Annotated in this window: 14 protein-coding genes; 6 read left to right on the plus strand and 8 right to left on the minus strand. The window is 45.1% G+C overall.

Annotated elements, in window-relative coordinates; translation table 11 throughout:
• The 4 genes from A37S_RS24940 to A37S_RS0115795 form a co-directional block, all read right to left on the minus strand.
• A partial coding sequence (locus A37S_RS24940) for a DUF4372 domain-containing protein (protein ID WP_028298797.1) occupies positions 1-192 on the minus strand: 192 nt, incomplete at its 3' end.
• Positions 193-291: 99 nt separating this feature from the next.
• The gene (locus A37S_RS0115785) at positions 292-1,605 is read right to left on the minus strand and encodes an OmpA family protein (protein ID WP_028297829.1); all 1,314 of its coding nucleotides are present in this window, start codon (positions 1,603-1,605) and stop codon (positions 292-294) included.
• Between the two features lie 360 nt (positions 1,606-1,965).
• A complete protein-coding gene (locus A37S_RS24945; RefSeq protein ID WP_036602814.1) occupies positions 1,966-2,274 on the minus strand; it encodes a hypothetical protein in 309 nt (102 codons plus the stop codon).
• A gap of 16 nt (positions 2,275-2,290) precedes the next feature.
• The gene (locus tag A37S_RS0115795; protein WP_051293231.1) at positions 2,291-5,128 is read right to left on the minus strand and encodes a hypothetical protein; all 2,838 of its coding nucleotides are present in this window, start codon (positions 5,126-5,128) and stop codon (positions 2,291-2,293) included.
• Positions 5,129-6,436: 1,308 nt separating this feature from the next.
• On the opposite strand from A37S_RS0115795, the gene A37S_RS24950 reads away from it, so the two are divergent.
• Positions 6,437-7,600, plus strand: coding sequence for an acyloxyacyl hydrolase (locus tag A37S_RS24950; protein ID WP_084163937.1), 1,164 nt, complete (start codon positions 6,437-6,439; stop codon positions 7,598-7,600).
• Positions 7,601-7,637: 37 nt separating this feature from the next.
• On the opposite strand, the gene A37S_RS0115815 is transcribed toward A37S_RS24950, so the two are convergent.
• From A37S_RS0115815 to tgt, 3 genes are all read right to left on the minus strand, one after another.
• A complete protein-coding gene (locus A37S_RS0115815) occupies positions 7,638-8,522 on the minus strand; it encodes a DMT family transporter (protein WP_036602817.1) in 885 nt (294 codons plus the stop codon).
• Positions 8,523-8,541: 19 nt separating this feature from the next.
• The gene (locus tag A37S_RS0115820) at positions 8,542-9,618 is read right to left on the minus strand and encodes an LptF/LptG family permease (protein ID WP_028297834.1); all 1,077 of its coding nucleotides are present in this window, start codon (positions 9,616-9,618) and stop codon (positions 8,542-8,544) included.
• Between the two features lie 89 nt (positions 9,619-9,707).
• Entirely contained in the window at positions 9,708-10,838 is a 1,131-nt protein-coding gene (gene tgt / locus A37S_RS0115825; RefSeq protein WP_028297835.1) for a tRNA guanosine(34) transglycosylase Tgt, read from the minus strand.
• Between the two features lie 175 nt (positions 10,839-11,013).
• On the opposite strand from tgt, the gene A37S_RS0115835 reads away from it, so the two are divergent.
• The 5 genes from A37S_RS0115835 to dprA all read left to right on the plus strand — a co-directional run bounded on the left by A37S_RS0115835 (position 11,014) and on the right by dprA (position 16,173).
• Complete coding sequence (locus tag A37S_RS0115835; protein WP_028297836.1) at positions 11,014-12,144, plus strand: glycosyltransferase; 1,131 nt, start codon at positions 11,014-11,016, stop codon at positions 12,142-12,144.
• A gap of 13 nt (positions 12,145-12,157) precedes the next feature.
• Positions 12,158-12,796 (plus strand): 16S rRNA (guanine(527)-N(7))-methyltransferase RsmG, encoded by a 639-nt coding sequence (rsmG, locus tag A37S_RS0115840; protein ID WP_028297837.1) that lies wholly within the window; start codon positions 12,158-12,160, stop codon positions 12,794-12,796.
• Between the two features lie 24 nt (positions 12,797-12,820).
• Positions 12,821-14,032: a sugar transporter gene (locus A37S_RS24955; RefSeq protein WP_051293232.1), complete on the plus strand. Its 1,212-nt coding sequence runs from the start codon at positions 12,821-12,823 to the stop codon at positions 14,030-14,032.
• 182 nt (positions 14,033-14,214) lie between these two features.
• Positions 14,215-15,003: an SDR family oxidoreductase gene (locus tag A37S_RS0115850; RefSeq protein WP_028297838.1), complete on the plus strand. Its 789-nt coding sequence runs from the start codon at positions 14,215-14,217 to the stop codon at positions 15,001-15,003.
• A 66-nt stretch (positions 15,004-15,069) separates the two neighbouring features.
• A complete protein-coding gene (gene dprA, locus A37S_RS0115855) occupies positions 15,070-16,173 on the plus strand; it encodes a DNA-processing protein DprA (RefSeq protein WP_028297839.1) in 1,104 nt (367 codons plus the stop codon).
• Between the two features lie 38 nt (positions 16,174-16,211).
• On the opposite strand, the gene A37S_RS0115860 is transcribed toward dprA, so the two are convergent.
• Positions 16,212-16,748, minus strand: coding sequence for a hypothetical protein (locus A37S_RS0115860; protein WP_157278717.1), 537 nt, complete (start codon positions 16,746-16,748; stop codon positions 16,212-16,214).
• Between the last annotated feature and the right edge of the window lie 236 nt (positions 16,749-16,984).

Genomic DNA, 16,984 nt, shown 5'->3' on the forward strand with positions numbered 1-16,984 from the left:
CATAGAATCACATCGGCTGAATATTCCGAACAGCATCGTCATGAGTTGTGTCCATGAATCAAAGGTCTTGTAATAGCGGTCAGACCGGTGCTTGCTCACAAGCATCTCAAATTTGTTCCTTGGAATAAAACCTAATAATTGTTTGAAGATTGGCTGACCGACTAATTTCTTTTCTGTATTTTTATCACTCATATTTTTAGTTTGTCGTAAAACCAAAATATGAAAAAAGGAGCTTGCCAGATATGGCAGCTCCTTAAATTATTTTTTGTCGGTCAGTAGTGATAGAGAATATTAATACAAGGTGAATTCCACGCGACGGTTTTGCTGACGACCTTCGGCAGTGGCGTTCGTGGCAATTGGTTGTGAAGGGCCGTATCCGGTAGCTTCTATGCGAGAAGCATTAGCTCCCTTGCTTACCAAGTATGCCTTTACGGCTTCCGCCCGTTCCTTGGACAAACGCATGTTTGTTTGCAAAGAGCCGGTGTTGTCCGTATGTCCTGCCAGCTTCAAGCTAAAGTTCTTCTCTACAAGTAGGGCCGCAACTTTATCCAGGCTCGCATAAGAAGTTGGACGTATGGTAGCCTTTCCTAGGTCAAACTCAAGGTTGTCGATGGCGTCCTTCACTACACGCCTGTCTTCCTCGGTAATTACTTTTTCTACCCTTTCGATTACCTTGGTTTCGTTTTTCATTTCAGGCAACGGACAACCAGAACCATCCACTTTCACGTCCTTAGGTGTATTGGGGCACTTGTCGAACCTGTTCGCTACGCCATCTCCGTCATCATCGTTGAGGTCGCTGTTCAGCTGATCTACTTCTGCCTTTAAGGCATCGCGTTCTGCTTTCAACTGATCATACTTGGTAGAATAGTCGTTGATGAGCGTGGCAACGGGATTGGAATTGCTCAAAGCTGGCTTGTTGCTGCTGCCAAGTGCAAATTCCAAACCGGCATGGGCATAGGAGAACACGTCGGTTCTATGGGCCGTACCAGTCCTTCCGTCAAAGCGTTGGTTGGCAAAGTTCACTTGATAGCCTAAATCGATATTGATACCTTTTCCTACTGCAAATTTCAGTCCTGCATCTACGGGAACAAACCATTTGGTTTTGGCATCAGCAGTAGACGAATTTCCGTTTTGTACGGTAGTAGTCTCGAAGTTCAACGCACCTACACCGATGGCGGCGTATGGTTTTACGAGACTATTGAAGAAGCGCCAGTTGGTATTGGCCAACGTAAACTCTCCCGACAAGGCGGCAGACCATGGGGTCTTAGCTTCAAACGAGGTGTTGGTCGAGTTGTCTATTCCGCCGACTTTGCCACCCATGTATTGGGCTTTCAGACCGAATGAAGGTGATATTTGCTTTTTAATGTAGGCACTGTAACCAACGTTATGCTCCAGTTCGTTGAAGCCATCTTGAAAAACACCCAATATGTTGGACTGGTTGAGCACACCTGCATTGATACCGATGGACCAAGTCCGATATTGGCTTTCAGGTCCAAGTGGCGTGGTGCCTTCAATGGATCCCGATTTGTCCACCTGTGCGAAAGCGGCACTTGTCAACAAAGCTGAAGAGATAAATAAGCCTGTTTTTTTTAAGTTAATGTTCATTCTATTTTCTATTTGTTAAGTGTTACAAATGTCCAATGGTCAATGTTCAGGCCAGTATTTTTAATAAAATTGTAAAATAGTGTAACTACTTGTACAGTAAATAATTATTTTGACAAAAACTGACTTTTTTGTCGGATTGGTCGAATAATGCGTGCTGTACTAAAAAACAAACAGAGAGCCTGCTTGTAGCGTCAAACTTCTTGCTGATGTTATTAATATGTGAACGTTTTTCTGTTCAGGTGGTGGTATTCCTGATTTTCTTCTGAGTACCAAAGTTGCGCAGGGGCATAGCCTAGGCAAAATTGATGAAGTACTTAAGCTTGGAATAGGAAACTTGTTTTGTTCATGTTACCCTATCATTTATAGGCGAATGTAATCCCGATCGTCGTCACTCAGGCCGTTTTCATCGTCCTCATCGTCTTGCTCTTCCGTGTCCTCCATGTCTATAAATCGTCTATCTTCATCAGATAGTTGCCGGCCGGCAGCTTTTCTTTTTGCCGCGATAAGTAGGCCAAAGAGCATTCCGAATGCCAAAGAGCCACCGATGACCAGTGACTTGGAAACAGACCGATTTCCCAAAAGCCAAAAAGACGCTTCTTCTCGGTTCTGCAGCAAGACAAGAATTGCAAATGTCGTTGCAATCAGTAAAACAATGGTTTTTATACGCATATGTGTTTGGTTATCGTCAATAAGTATAACTCAATCCATAAGTGAACACTACGGGGCGGGCGCTGCTCTCATTCACATAGATCATGCGGCACGCCAAGTCAAAATTAGGCAAATAAAACCGTAATAAGTTCATGTCCGAGCGCAATTCCAGCCCGAAGGTACGTGGGCGGTAGTTATTGTTTCTGCCAAAATTTTCGAAGTCGCTGAAAAAGCCGGCCCGAAATCGCTTGATATAGGCCAAATTGCCGATGGCCCAATCTGGATAGAATAGAGGGAAACGGTAATTGGCCAATAGCGTATTGGTCACATGGGTAGCCTGGAGTTGGTCGTATCCGCTCACCATTGGTATCTCATTTCGATTGCTGAATCCTCCATCGCCATATTGATAGTTGAAACGTAGTTGCAATGAGTGGTTGTTGACAATGCCAGGGAAATAAAAGGTGCTTCGGGCACTGAGGTAGGAACCCGACTGATTGGGATGAAGTATCAGGGTACGGTGCACCAAGTTGATGTTCTGCCCCCATTTGGGAGCTATATCGCGCAAGCTTTGCCTGCTGTTGCGGTTTATATAGTATTGGAATACGAGTGGATATTGTTTAGTGTTCGAGTCATTAACCCTCAGGCTGTAACCATAGCGTTCCAAATAGGCAATACCGGCTACCCATGCCATGTTGTACACGGTATTGAGCCGGTTAAAGCGCAGCGGGATGGTAGTGCTGAGGGTCCATTGGTTTTCCCTCCATCGTAATGGAATCCTTTCCCGATTGCTAGTCAGTGCACTGGTAAGTATGGCTCTGTTTTGGTATTCGAGGTTTATCTTGGGGTAATAGCGTTGGAAACTGAGATGGACGAAATAATTGCTCCTACTGATATTGGGATCGTATTCAAAACCGATTCGCGTTTGCAGGGTATTCAGTAGATTGTCCGATAGTAGCTGAAGTCCGGGCTTGATGTCGCCAATGTCAGAAAAGTCATCGCCCACGGGCGAGACACTGTGAAAATTAAAAAGATGCTTCCAATCGCTGTAAGAGCGGCTCTGGAATACTTGGTCCGGCACGCTGTCCAAGGCTGTTGTCCCTGCGTTCTTAGGCCGTAATGGCCTGCTGTAGTCTATGAACAGGTCGTGTTTGGCAACCGCTGCTTTTTCAAATAGCTCCACCCGCTTGACTTGGCTGATAAGGTGGCCCTTTGCCTGATAATCGTTGAACAAAAGCCTGTCCTTCTCTGCATCGTAAAAAGGATTGGAAGCTCCAAAGGAAGAGAAAGTCACCTGGAGCGGTTGACCCATCGGGGCTTTTAGAAGATAGATGTTTTGTATCCCCGAATAGTGCGCCTTAAAAACTATGCCCCATGGCGCGTACCTGGGGCGTTCTATTTCCTGGCGCTGCCAGGGAAGCAGAAAATACGAAGAGTCGGCTTTTAGATCGAATTCGATGAGGTTAGTGCCTTCTTTAGACCGCGCCAGGGCAATTATTTTCTTGCCGGTGGGGTGGAAGCTTGGCGTGGCCAAAACAACGCCTTGTGGGGCTTCTATTCGCGCCGTTTCTTTCCCGTTGTTCGAATTCAGTACGATTAGGGCATTTTTATTGTCCTCTGCCACCTCTATGGCTGCTATATAAGCATCATCACCGCTCACCGCAGGGGAGAATAGGCGGCTCTTGCTAGTAAGCTGTTTGTGTCGTTTCTCTGTCAAATCATAGGTCATTATAACTTGATAATTACGCTTGTGAAAACGCTTGTCGTAGCGTACTTCGTGCCATGCAAGTAGGTGCTCGCCGAGGCTATAATGTGCATCGGTCTGTGGCCCCACTTTAGTGAGGGGAGTGACCTCTCCGAGTGTGTCTATGGAAACAATGCTCGGTACACTATGGTAGCTCGTGAGCAAGGCAAATATAGAACCACTTTTACTCGTTTGTGGCAGTAAATAATTCTCCACATCGGTGCCGCTATTCTGAGGTAGGTGTGAATAGGGGAGCGTAGTACTCGCGTCGTCCTGCAAACGCCACAAGCTGTCTAGTTCCTGGCGCGTGGCACTGTGCCAAGAGTCGGTAGTTTTTCCGGTCAGCTTTTTAATGGACCGACTAATATTGTATGGGCGAAATGGATTGCTTGCCGCGTGTTCTAAGATCCCCTCGATACTTCCGTTTCCAAAGTCGCGCGCAAGCTTGGTGGTCATGAAATAACCAGATACATAGTAATTGGGAGTGATATCCTTGAACGAGCCGAAAATGTCCTTTTGGTAACTGTACTTTTTATTACTTAGTGTATTTGTTCTGTATGTCATCTCCCAAGATGGAAGCCTTCCACGGCCAGCATGACTTAGTAAGGTTTCATGCAAAACGGCATCACCTTCGTAGAACCAAGGAGGGAGGATGATGCCGAAAAAAGCAAGTCCCAATTGCTGGAGTAAAGGAGCTCTTGCATAACTGGCCATGTTGTCAAATTGAACTACATGCCGCCATTCGTGGATGGCCAAGCCGTCTAGCCAATCCTGGTAGTCGTTGCTTTGGGGTGGGGTGCTTATGAACTCCGAACGCCTTGGGGCAAGTTGTACAAAGCCGTTGGAAAAAAGATCAGCGCTCTGTAAGATGATGGAGATTTTGCGTGGCTTTTTGGAGTAGGAGAGGCCTACTTTGTCGATCATATGCATCAACGTATTGCTCAGACGCTGGGCCTCATTTTCCATTTCCTGCGCATAGATCAATTGAAAATTTTCCGTATTTATTTGCTTCCATTTTACACTAGGAGCATTTTGCTCACTGTCGAAAATTTGGGCAATACATGAATATGAACTAAATATTAATATATTAATAGCTATTGTTTTGATTATCAGGTTGTGTATTTTAATTTTCATTGCTTATTATGGTGATAGCTAATTAATTTAGTAATTCATATTGACGTTTTTGATGTTTATTTCTATTGTTTGTTTATATATTTATATTTATAAATCTGATTTATATGTATTTATTATTTTTTGTTGAAAGCTTTTAATCTACTTTTTACATCGTAAAAATAACCAAAAATTATTCATTTCGTTGATCTTTTACTGAATTTATTTCATGGCGGAAACATAACTATCTCAATACACTATCTGCTGCCTTTTCATGCCTTCGGAAAAAGACTTCGTTGACTTTAATTGCCCCACAGGTTGCAAGAATGGCTGGTGGGAAATGTCATGCACCTTTTCGACCGAAAGTCGTTTTTTACTGTTTTATTTAGTTTGGGAATTTTGTTTATGGTGACGAGAAGGCAATACCGTTTTTGTATGCTGTTGCCGTTTTTTTAGGGTGCTGATATTGGTGTTTTTGTGTCGTTCGATGGTCAGATGCTAAGGGGTGCTTTTCTTGCCTGCACAACTGCTGCTTGTTCTTTTAAAGACATGATGCCGGTATTGCTAGTTGTGACGCAACCGCTAGGTCGCATCTTAATGCCTACCACTATTTTGCCGATGGAGCTGTATGTCCAGACAGGTTAATTTCATTTTCTTTCGTGTGTTGAAAATCTGTTTAGTTCATCACTTAGTGTATTTTATTGGTTTTTTTAGTTTGTGTTTTACTGTTGTTTTTCTGGCTAAAGGAAAGAGAGATAATTCCATCTTGGAATCTACGAGGAGTGCCTACTTAAATGTGGGTTTTTACTTTGTTAGATCAATTTGGTTTTAGTCCTATGGACTACGGCGATCATAGGTTGGAATGTTGCGCTTTTTCCTAGGGGGGATGTTGGTGGTTTTCATCGGACAGCACAGGTATGGTTTATGATGTTTTATCTTTTTGCCATGCTATTGGGCTGGCTTTTTATCCTGTTGCCGATTAGGATTTCATTGGCCCAATGGCGGGTTTCAATCTTTGGGAAATACGTCGGTTTCATAGTAGATATCTTGTTGGTTATTCAATCGAGATAATTATATGAAAATACACTAAGTGTCTTTTTTTTCTTGAGCCAAAAAGGCGCTTCCAGTATGCCGAATGAGCATCGTTTTTCTTTTGTTTTTGGTTTATATTTTTCTCTTCGGAAGCAGCATTTTCGTTGAGGAAGATGGATCCAATTTGGTGGTAAATGGGCAAATGATGGAAGAAAATGAAACGTGTGAACAGGTTAAATTTTTTATTTTCGTGCGTTTTTCAATGGCACACTGTGTTTGTTGAGCCCAACTTATTGACATATGCTTTTACGATACTATTTGTTCTTTCTATATTTCTTTTGCCTTCTACATATCCATGCTCAAGTCCACCCTCGGTTTTTGGTTGGCGACAGTATTGAGAGGCCCGTGCCTCGCAAATCGAGGCTGGTATTTCAGCTCGAACATGAGAGTGGCGGGGAGTTGAAATTTGATGATAGGGCAAAGGTTTCTATGGCCGATTCGTATTACAACGCAATGAACTTTCGTATAGGTTGGCAGACTCAGTATAGCGATTCGGCCTCCCATATTTACCATGAGCTGTACAACTATCCCATATACGGCGTGGGTTTTTACAGCAGCACCTTTGGACTGGAACATGTGGGACATCCTTATGCCGTATATGGTTTTGTCTCGGTGCCCATCAGTCCCAAGGTGAACAGGAGATGGAATTTCAACTACCGCATAGCCTTGGGATTATCGAGTAGGTTCAATCCATATGACGCGGAAGAGAACCCGCTCAACCTGATTATCGGTACCCGAAACAATGTGTTCATTGATTTAGGGCTACAGGCTAGCTATATGCTTAGTAAACGTTTTCAGATAGGTTTGGGTACGGCGTTCCACCATTTTAGTAACGGGGCTCTGGTGCTGCCCAATACGGGGATCAACCTGTTGCCTTTGATGGCGTCTGTCACATACATTCCCAGCGATAAGCCTTTTGACTTTAGGAAGGATGAGGTACCGCCAATGTCACGCCTACATCAATTACATGTTCATTACGCTTTTGGGCTCAAACAAATCAGCCTGGAAAATGAAAAACAATACTTCAAATCGACCTTAGGCGTATTCTGGAGTGCCCATGCGGGTTATAAATGGCGCTTGGGGGCTGGGCTTGAAACTTTCTACTCAGGAAGTGGGAGAGACGCCGAAGTAGCTGGAGATCGTGTAAATAAGTTTGGTTCTTTGTTCTCTTCGGGAGCGGCTTTCTACATAGATCATGTGCTCACGCAACGCCTGTATATGAATGGAAATGCGGGATACTACCTGCATCGCAATCGATTCAACGGGGAAAGGACGCCGTACTATCTACGGATTGGAGTACGTTATAAGGTCTATAAGGACTTTTATAGCGGCGTATCTATTAAGGCGCATGGTGGGAAAGCCGATTTCATAGAGTGGACCAATGGCTATGCTTTTAAGTGGTGAAGAGGTGTTAAGGCGGTAGCGTGCAGGGTGATCTTCCTCATACCTTTTCCGTCTTATATTTCCTTGCCTTTAAATATGGGTAAAAGAATACGGCCGCCAATACAATACCTGCACCTATGTAAAATCCTAGACTCATTTCTTCTTTTTTTCCAAATATAATCCATGCCAAGACGATGCCATAAACGGGTTCTAGGTTTGTGGTAAGTGCTACCCGAAAGGCACTAAGCTCGCGCATCACTGCCACCCCGGCAACGTAGGCCACGGAGGTGCAAACCGTACCCAAAAGCAAGAGATAAAAAAAATCCATTAGCGTCATTTGCATGGATGACGCATCAAAACCACCTGTCATAAGAAGAAATAGTGAAAGCCATAGCCAAGCTCCAAGCATTTCATAAAAGCTAATGGTAGAGGCCTCGGTGGTTTTTACTAAGCGTGAATTCAAGATCGAAAAAAGGCTGCCCATCAACGCGGCACCCAATCCCGCCATGATGCCGGCAATATACTGTGTCTCGAACTTGAAAATGAGGTAGATGCCTGATATGATGATTAAGCCGATAGAGAGGTCGAGCCTCGCTATTTTTTCCTTGGTAAACAGCGGTTCCAAAAGAGCCGTAAACAGGGTAAGCGAAGAAAGGCACACCAGCGTGACCGATACGGTTGACAATTTAATGGACCAAAAGAACAAAAACCAATGTAGTCCTACCAACCCGCCTACGAAAAGAAATTTGAATAGGTCATTTGCGTGTACAGATATGGATTTGCCACTAAACTTGAAATAAACGAACAATGAAAGGAAAGCGATGAGAACACGGTACCATACTAGCTGTAGGGCAGAAATAGATATGAGCGATCCGAGGATACCTGTAAACCCCCAGACAACTACTGTGATATGCAGTATGAGCAGATTCTTGTTGATCTTCATTGTCGAGATGTTGTCGGGTTTATTTAGGAGCCTTGAAATATAGGTATAGGCTGACAGCTAGAAATATCATATTTGGGATGAACACAGCAATCAGCGGTGGCAGTCCTCCCTTGAGAGAGAACATGGTAGCAAACTGAATTAGAAGAATGTAAGTGAAACTCAGGGCAATACCTATACCCAGGCTGAGGCCTATGCCCCCGCGTACTTTTTTTGAGGAAAGAGCTACTCCCATGAGGGTAAGAATATACGCAGACAAAGGGGAGACGAATCTTTTGTATTTCTCCAACTTCAGGTCAACCATTAAACCGGTTCCTCTGATTTCTTCTTTTCGTATACGTTCGTTCAATTCTGATGTGGTCATGGCCGTGTAGATATTGTTACGTACCTCGAAATCTACAGGACGCATGTCCAATGTGGTGTCTTTTTCGGTCCCCTTGGTCATGGTTTCCTTTAGCCCATCGATGGTGCGGATAGAATAGTCATGAATCTTCCATTTTGTCTGCGTCGAATCCCAGGTAATGCGTTGGGCTATAAGCTTTTGTTTCAATTCTTGTCCTTCAAACTCTTCTATGATGAAGTTGTAGCCCACCTTACGCTCATTATCGAAATTGTCTATATACACAAAGGTGCCCGGGCTGATTTGCATATGGGTAGACACCTTGTTTCCGCCAGCATCGGGCTTGATATACACGTTGTAAAAGCCGTTGTAGAGCTTGTTGGTACGAGGTATAATAAACAAGGTAAAAAGATAAGTGGTGAAGCAGATGATCGATGCCGATATGAAGTAAGGACGGAGTAAACGCCTGAAACTCATTCCTCCACTCAATATGGGGACAATCTCTGTTTGATTGGCCATTTTGGCCGTAAAGAAAATGACAGCCACGAAGTTGATCAACGGGCTGAGCATGTTGAGGTAAAAAGGCACGAAACCGGCATAGTACTCAAATACGATTTTCTCCAGCGGCGCATGCCTTTTCAGGAAATCATCCAGACGCTCGGAAATGTCGAAAATGACGGCCACCACAGAAAATATCGCCATCGTGAACACGAAGGTCCCCAGGTACTTCTTGATGATATATTTATCAATGATGTTCATTTCTTTGTTAGTACCAAGTATCAAGACTGATTTTCCAGTTTGTCAGGATGCTTTAGTCTTTCAACTTTAGTCTCTATGCGCTGTCCAAGTTACAATCTTTCACCCAATTGCTTCACCATGCTGTTTTTCCATTCATAGAACGTGCCTTCCAAGATTTTGTTACGTGCCTCTTCCACCAGCCACATATAGAAGCGAAGATTGTGCAGCGTAGCGATCTGTGCTCCCAGCAGTTCCTTCGAATGGATGAGGTGCCTTAGATAAGATTTGCTATAGAACAGGTCGGTTGCCAGGTCGCTATCGGCATCTATGGGCGAGAAATCATCTGCCCACTTCTTGTTCTTGATGTTGATAATCCCCTTGCGCGTGAACAACATGCCGTTCCGGGCATTTCTGGTAGGCATCACACAGTCGAACATGTCTATGCCCAAGGCAATATTTTCCAGTATATTGATAGGCGTGCCCACGCCCATTAGATAGCGTGGCTTATCTCTGGGTAAAATATTGTTCACTACTTCGGTCATGGCGTACATTTCCTCGGCCGGTTCGCCTACGGACAGACCACCGATGGCATTGCCGTCACGACCATAGGAGGCAATTACCTCGGCCGATTTTTCCCTTAGGTCCTTGTACACCGATCCCTGTACGATAGGGAAGAGGCTTTGTTCATAGCCATACAGGGGCTCCGTATTGTCGAAACGTTCGCAGCAGCGCTGGAGCCAACGATGTGTCATGTCAATGGAATCTTTAGCATAGCGGTAGTCGCACGGGTAGGGCGTACATTCGTCAAATGCCATGATGATGTCCGCACCTATGATGCGTTGGGTATCCATTACATTTTCTGGCGTAAAGAGGTGTTTGGACCCATCGATATGCGAACGAAAGGTTACCCCCTCCTCCCTTATTTTCCTTACTTCCGTAAGGGAATAGACTTGGTAGCCGCCACTATCCGTGAGTATGGGCCTATCCCAGCTGTTGAATCGGTGCAGTCCACCAGCGCCGCGTATGGTATCCAATCCGGGGCGTAGGTACAGGTGATAGGTATTGCCCAATATGATTTGAGCTTTTATTTGCTCTTTCAGCTCGTGTTGGTGCACGCCTTTCACTGTTCCGGCAGTGCCCACAGGCATAAAGATGGGAGTCAGTATGTTGCCGTGGGCGGTTTCTAAGGTTCCCGCTCTGGCCTTTGAATGTATATCTGACGTTTGTAAGGTGAACTTCATGGATTTTTTGCCATCAATAGCAATGGCTGCTGCATTTAAGGATGCAAACTTAGGTAAAAAAATTATCTTTGCAGTTCCTTACCAGTACTTTTCAAACGGGGCCGTCCAAATCTTGTTTTTGGATACACTCATTGCAAAGGTTGGGTAGGAGAAAATTCAGATTAAAGATTTTCTAGTGTCTCTACAAGTTCTCTATTTTGCCCTTTTGATAATCGCGCTACTAGGTCTCTTGGTGCAATTTTACTTTATATTTGGCCCTCAAGGTGCTGTAAAGCGCATTGCACCCCGGGAACCAGAGGAAGGCGTTAAGCTGCCTGCCATATCCGTTATTATCTGCGCTCGCAACGAAGTAAGCAACCTTAAGCTCCATTTAACGAAAATATTGGAGCAAGATTATCCGCTATTTGAGGTAGTGGTGGTGAACGACTGCTCTACGGACGATTCAAAGTGGGTGCTAAAGGATTTTGAAGAAAGATATCCGCATCTTAAAATTGTGCATTTGGGCGAGAGCATCAAATTAAAGCATGGCAAGAAGTTTGCCGTCACCCTGGGCATCAAAGCTGCCCAGTACGATGATTTGGTCTTTACCGATGCCGATTGCTATCCTTCTTCCAACGAATGGTTGAGGTACATAGCTGCCAGCTTCGGTACGGACAAGGAAATCGTCTTGGGCTACTCGCCTTACGTGCGTGAAAAGGGATGGCTGAACGCTTATATTCGCTATGAGACTTTTCTTACTGCTGTTAACTACCTTGGCTTTGCTTTGCGCGGTAATCCTTATATGGGTGTAGGAAGGAACTTGGCCTACAAAAAGGAACTTTTCTTTCGCAATAAGGGTTTTGGATCCCATATGCACGTGCTCTCTGGAGACGATGACCTTTTTGTCAACCAAAATGCCACAGCAGCCAATACGGCTGTGTGCTTAGACGAGGGGTCATTTATGTGGAGTGAGCCGAAACATACCCTGAAGGAGTACCTAAGGCAAAAAAAGCGTCATTTTGGCGCTGGAAAATGGTATAAGGCAACAGATAAGAACATGTTGTCCGTCCAAGCGGGCAGTGGCTTCTTGTTTTATGTCTTTCTGTTCCTCGCTTTGTTTGTTCAATGGAACGGATGGCCTTTTGTGCTTGCTCTTTACTTGATACGGCTGCTAGGTTTGTATATCGGTTATACGGCATCGATGAAGAAGTTGACATTGGGCGACTTATTGGTCATTTTGCCTTTGCTGGATCTGCAGTATCAGTTGGGCAATCCATTGATTGCCGTTTGGACATGGCTGGGAAAGGAACAAGTAACATGGAGATAACGATACACGGATTATGGAGAAGGAAATAGACGCTAGCCTTATATTTAAGTATTTTCCAAGATTGACTGCATTGCAAAAGGAGCGTATGGAGGCACTTTATGGCTTGTACGAGCACTGGAATGCACAGATCAATGTGGTTTCTCGAAAGGACATCGATAGCTTGTATGAGCGGCATGTGCTGCATTCATTGGGCATTGCCAAATTTACGTCTTTTGTACCGGGCAGTACGATATTGGACGTGGGCACGGGCGGTGGTTTTCCGGGCATCCCTTTGGCCATCCTATTTCCGGAAGTGGAGTTCTATCTGGTAGATTCCATAGGAAAAAAGATCAAGGTGGTACAGGCGGTGGCCCGAGAGTTGGGATTGGACAATGTGGTGGCCCTGCACAGTCGGGCTGAGCAACTGGACGAGAAGTTTGACTTCGTGGTGTCTAGGGCCGTCACCCGGCTAAAGGAGTTTTATCCCTGGGTGCAAGGCAAATTCAAGAAAAAAGATGTCAACCCTATTCCTAACGGTATTTTATATCTCAAGGGCGGAGACCTGAAGGAGGAGATCAAGGAGTCCAGGCTGAAGGTGGAAAGCTATGCCTTGTCTGACTATTTTGAGGAGGAATTCTTCGAAACCAAGTATTTACTATATGTCCCTTGTTGATGCTGTTACCTAATACATATTGACATGGACTCTTCTAAAGACCAAACGGCGCAATTGCCTCAATCTCCTAAAAGCTGGCTTCCGGTCATTTGTTTGGCCTTTGCCGCATTTATTTTCAATACAGCGGAATTTATCCCCATTGGTCTTTTGACTAATATTGCCAAGGACTTCCATATGACCGAGTCGCGTGCAGGTATCATGATTACGATCTATGCCTGGGCCGTGGCAGTACTTTCCTTGCCGCTTATCCTGGTTTTCGCCAGAATGGAAAGCCGTAAATTGTTGGGGGTAGTGTTTTTTCTTTTTGTAGCCAGTAATATAGGGTCTTATTTTTCTAATTCTTTCGCCTTGCTTATGGTTTCTCGGCTTGGGGTGGCTTGTGCCCATGCTGTTTTCTGGGCTATTGCCTCACCACTAGCGGTACGAATAGCGCCTCCCGGCAAGCAATCCGCGGCATTGGGCATCATAGCTACGGGTACCTCATTGGCCATGATACTGGGGCTTCCCTTGGGGCGTACCATTGGTTTATATTTGGGCTGGCGCACCACTTTTTTGTCCATAGCCGTTATTGCGCTGCTCGTCATGATTGTATTGTTATGGGACTTGCCCAAGCTGCCAAGCAAAAACGCGAGCCCCCTACGAAGCCTTCCATCTTTGTTTCACAATAGGGCCTTGATTGAGGTTTACCTGCTCACGGCCATGGCCATTACCGGACATTTTTGTGCTTATAGCTACATCGAGCCCTTCTTGGCAAATATTGCCCGTTTTTCCGAACACCTGTCCACCTTTGTACTCTTGTTGTTTGGCCTTACCGGTATCTTTGGTAGTTTGCTGTTCTCTCGTTACAACGATGCACATCCTACCATGTTTACCTTTTTGCCCGTGGCGAGTATGTTTGTAGTACTACTTTTGTTATACCCTCTGTCGTTCAATGTCTTCAGCCTGAATGCGCTGTGTATGGTATGGGGTATTTCTATCGCAATTTTCAACTTGGCCTTTCAGTACAAGATTATACAGCTGGCACCGCAAAATACGGATGTTGCCATGGCCATTTACTCTGCCATTTATAATATTGGCATTGGTGGTGGCGCCTTTATCGGGGGACTTGTAGGCACGCACTGGGGCTTGCAGGAAATCGGTTTTGTGGGTGGCGGCATCACCTTACTAGCGCTCGTGTATGGCTTATGGATACTCAAACCGCAGCTAACGCAGCTGTTGGATAAAAGGACTCTGTAACTGTAGACAAAATTAAGCATTTGATGAAGAAACTCAATTACGCCTTGAGCTTACGGTCAATCTGCTGTTAACCAGATAGTTGACGTTAAATCATTTGGCTTTTAAGTATTGTTGTTTGATAATCAAAGGAAAAACTACTTTGTTTTGCCCGTATATTTCAAATGTTTATCTTTATATCCATCATGAAAATAGACTTGACGGGCAAAAAAGCATTGGTAGGTGGAAGTTCCAAAGGCATCGGTGCCGCCTCCGCTCTACTGCTGGCACAAGCCGGTGCAGAGGTGACGCTTATGGCGAGAGATGAAGACCAATTACATGCGACATGTGCACAACTGGACCGTTCACATGAACAAAAGCATGGATTTATAGTGGCCGATTTTTCTTATCCGGACGACGTACTGGCCAAGGTGAAGGCCCATATGGACGAAAGGGGAGGCTTTGACCTCTTAATCAATAATACGGGCGGGCCCAAGCCTGCTCCGTTACTGGCGGATCGGCCCGAAAAATTGGAACTTGCTTTCAGGCAGCATATCTTGATGAGCCAGGAACTGGCTCAACTACTGGTGCCCTATATGAAGGCCAAATTCTTTGGTCGTATTATCAATATCATCTCTACCTCGGTGAAAGCTCCCATTCCGGGCTTGGGTACCAGCAACGTAATACGGGGTGCCATGGCCTCTTGGAGCAAGACCCTGGCCACAGAGTTGGCCTCCTATGGTATTACTGTCAACAATGTATTGCCTGGAAGTACAGATACGGATAGGATACGTTCCATGGTGGCACAGCAGGCCGAGGAACAGGGTAAGAGCGAAGACGAAGTAAAGCAAGCAATGGAAGCACAAATTCCCATGGGTCGCTTTGCCCATGCGGAAGAAATTGCCGCTGCCGTGGTCTTCCTTGCCTCTTCCCAAGCTTCGTATATTACGGGCATCAACCTGCCAGTGGATGGTGGGAGGATGCCTTGTTTGTGAGTTGTGAGTTGTGAGTTTTAAAGGGCAACAATTAACCATTGATCATTAACAATTAACCATTAAAAATTGAATCAGGTTTACCGATTGGCATTTCCGAAGATCAAAGGGATAGGGCCTGTATATGGCAGGCAAGTCCTTGACTTGTTTGATGATGATCTGGAGGCTTTTTTCTCGGCCAGCAAAAAGGAATTGTTGCAGATCCCGGGCATCACAGAGCACACGGTAAGCAGCATCAAGGATAAGCTGCTATTGGAGGAGGCGGAGAAGGAATTGGCTTTTGTAGAAAAGCACCAGATCCAAAGCCTGTTCTTTACAGATGTGGACTACCCCACGCGTTTGTTGCATTGCCCTGATGCACCGTTGTTGCTGTTCTATAAGGGCAGTGTTGCACTCAATCAACCGCGCGTTGTCAGTATAGTAGGTACGCGCAATGCCACAGCTTACGGGCAAGAGTTGTGTGCCGCTTTGGTGGCTGGCTTGAAGGAATACGGCGCCTTGGTGATAAGTGGCCTAGCCTACGGCATAGATAGCCATGCCCATCGTGCCTGCCTGCAATATGGCCTGCCCACAATAGGTGTGCTGGGACACGGGCTCGACCGCATCTATCCCATGCAGCATAGGCGGCTAGCCATGGACATGCTGGACAATGGCGGCTTGCTTACGGAATATCGCTCCAATACCAATCCCGATAGACAAAACTTTCCCGCGCGCAACAGGATCATAGCCGGACTGGCGGATGTGGTGGTGGTGGTTGAGGCGGCCCTGAAAGGGGGAGCGCTCATCACGGCAGAGATAGCCAATGGCTATAATCGAGACGTATGTGCCTTTCCGGGCAAGGTGGGTGATGCCTATTCAGCAGGGTGCAACCACCTGATCAAAACGCATAGGGCACACCTCATCAGTGGGGTGAAAGACTTAGCGTATATCATGAACTGGGCGACTGCAGAGCACGTTCAGTCCGCTCACGGACAGCAATTGGCCATGCACCTTGATCTGAACGATAAAGAAAAACCGATTTATCAGTTGATCCAGCAACAAGAAAAGATAAGTATAGATGAACTGTGCCTGCAATTGCAAGTGCCACAGAGCAAAATCTCCATTACCCTGCTGGAAATGGAGATGAAAGGCCTGCTGGTGGCATTGCCCGGCAAAATGTATCGGGTACCTTGAGGCAGGTGGAAATTAAATAATAGTCAACACGACTTTCGTTATTTTATATATGACACCGTTTTGTGTAAGGTTAGTTTCTTCCCCGTGAGGACAAGCTCTCTCATTTCTGACGTATTTTCTATCTGCACGATGAATTTTGGCCCAGCATAGCTTGCACGTATTTCAAATGCACGCAATATGTCGAAATCGGGATATTTTGATTGGACGGTCTTAATTGCTTCTTGATCAATCTTATTATATGGATAATAGGTGACGGTATGTTTCCACACCCCATGATTGTCATAAAGACTCATATGGTTTAGCCCTTTGGCCTCAAATCTCGCAATGATTCCTGTTTCATAGACGAACCAATTTAAGGATGTATAATCACCGTGTCTTTTTTGGAAGTGTTTCCGTGCGGATGGATTCAGGCTCGTATTTCCCCGCATATCGTAAATTTTGGCGACTTTGCCTTTTTCTTTCGGATCTGTATAGGCATAAAGGGGCTCGTCTTTTATTCCTTGTGCCGTAGCGGCTTTATAGCCGACGAATACAGTCATGATCATAACTGCAATTCCGATTAAGCTCTTTTTCATATTTTTTATTGATAAGTGATACCATCTGTTTTCAATCTTTTGGAAACTATAGTCGTCCCCTACGTTTCGCTTGCTGCAAATAAAGCCCAATGACTACTGGGAATGAAGTGATTTTCGACCATCTACGGTTTATTGGACGAAATAATGTCAAAGGCCGTTGAGGGTCATTTGTCGTGAATAAAAGGTTATTGGTCTAAAATTTCTGTATATAACTGATTGATTCCTAAATTTGTAAG

The sequence above is a fragment of the Olivibacter sitiensis DSM 17696 genome (genome assembly GCF_000427965.1).
Classification (GTDB): domain Bacteria; phylum Bacteroidota; class Bacteroidia; order Sphingobacteriales; family Sphingobacteriaceae; genus Olivibacter; species Olivibacter sitiensis.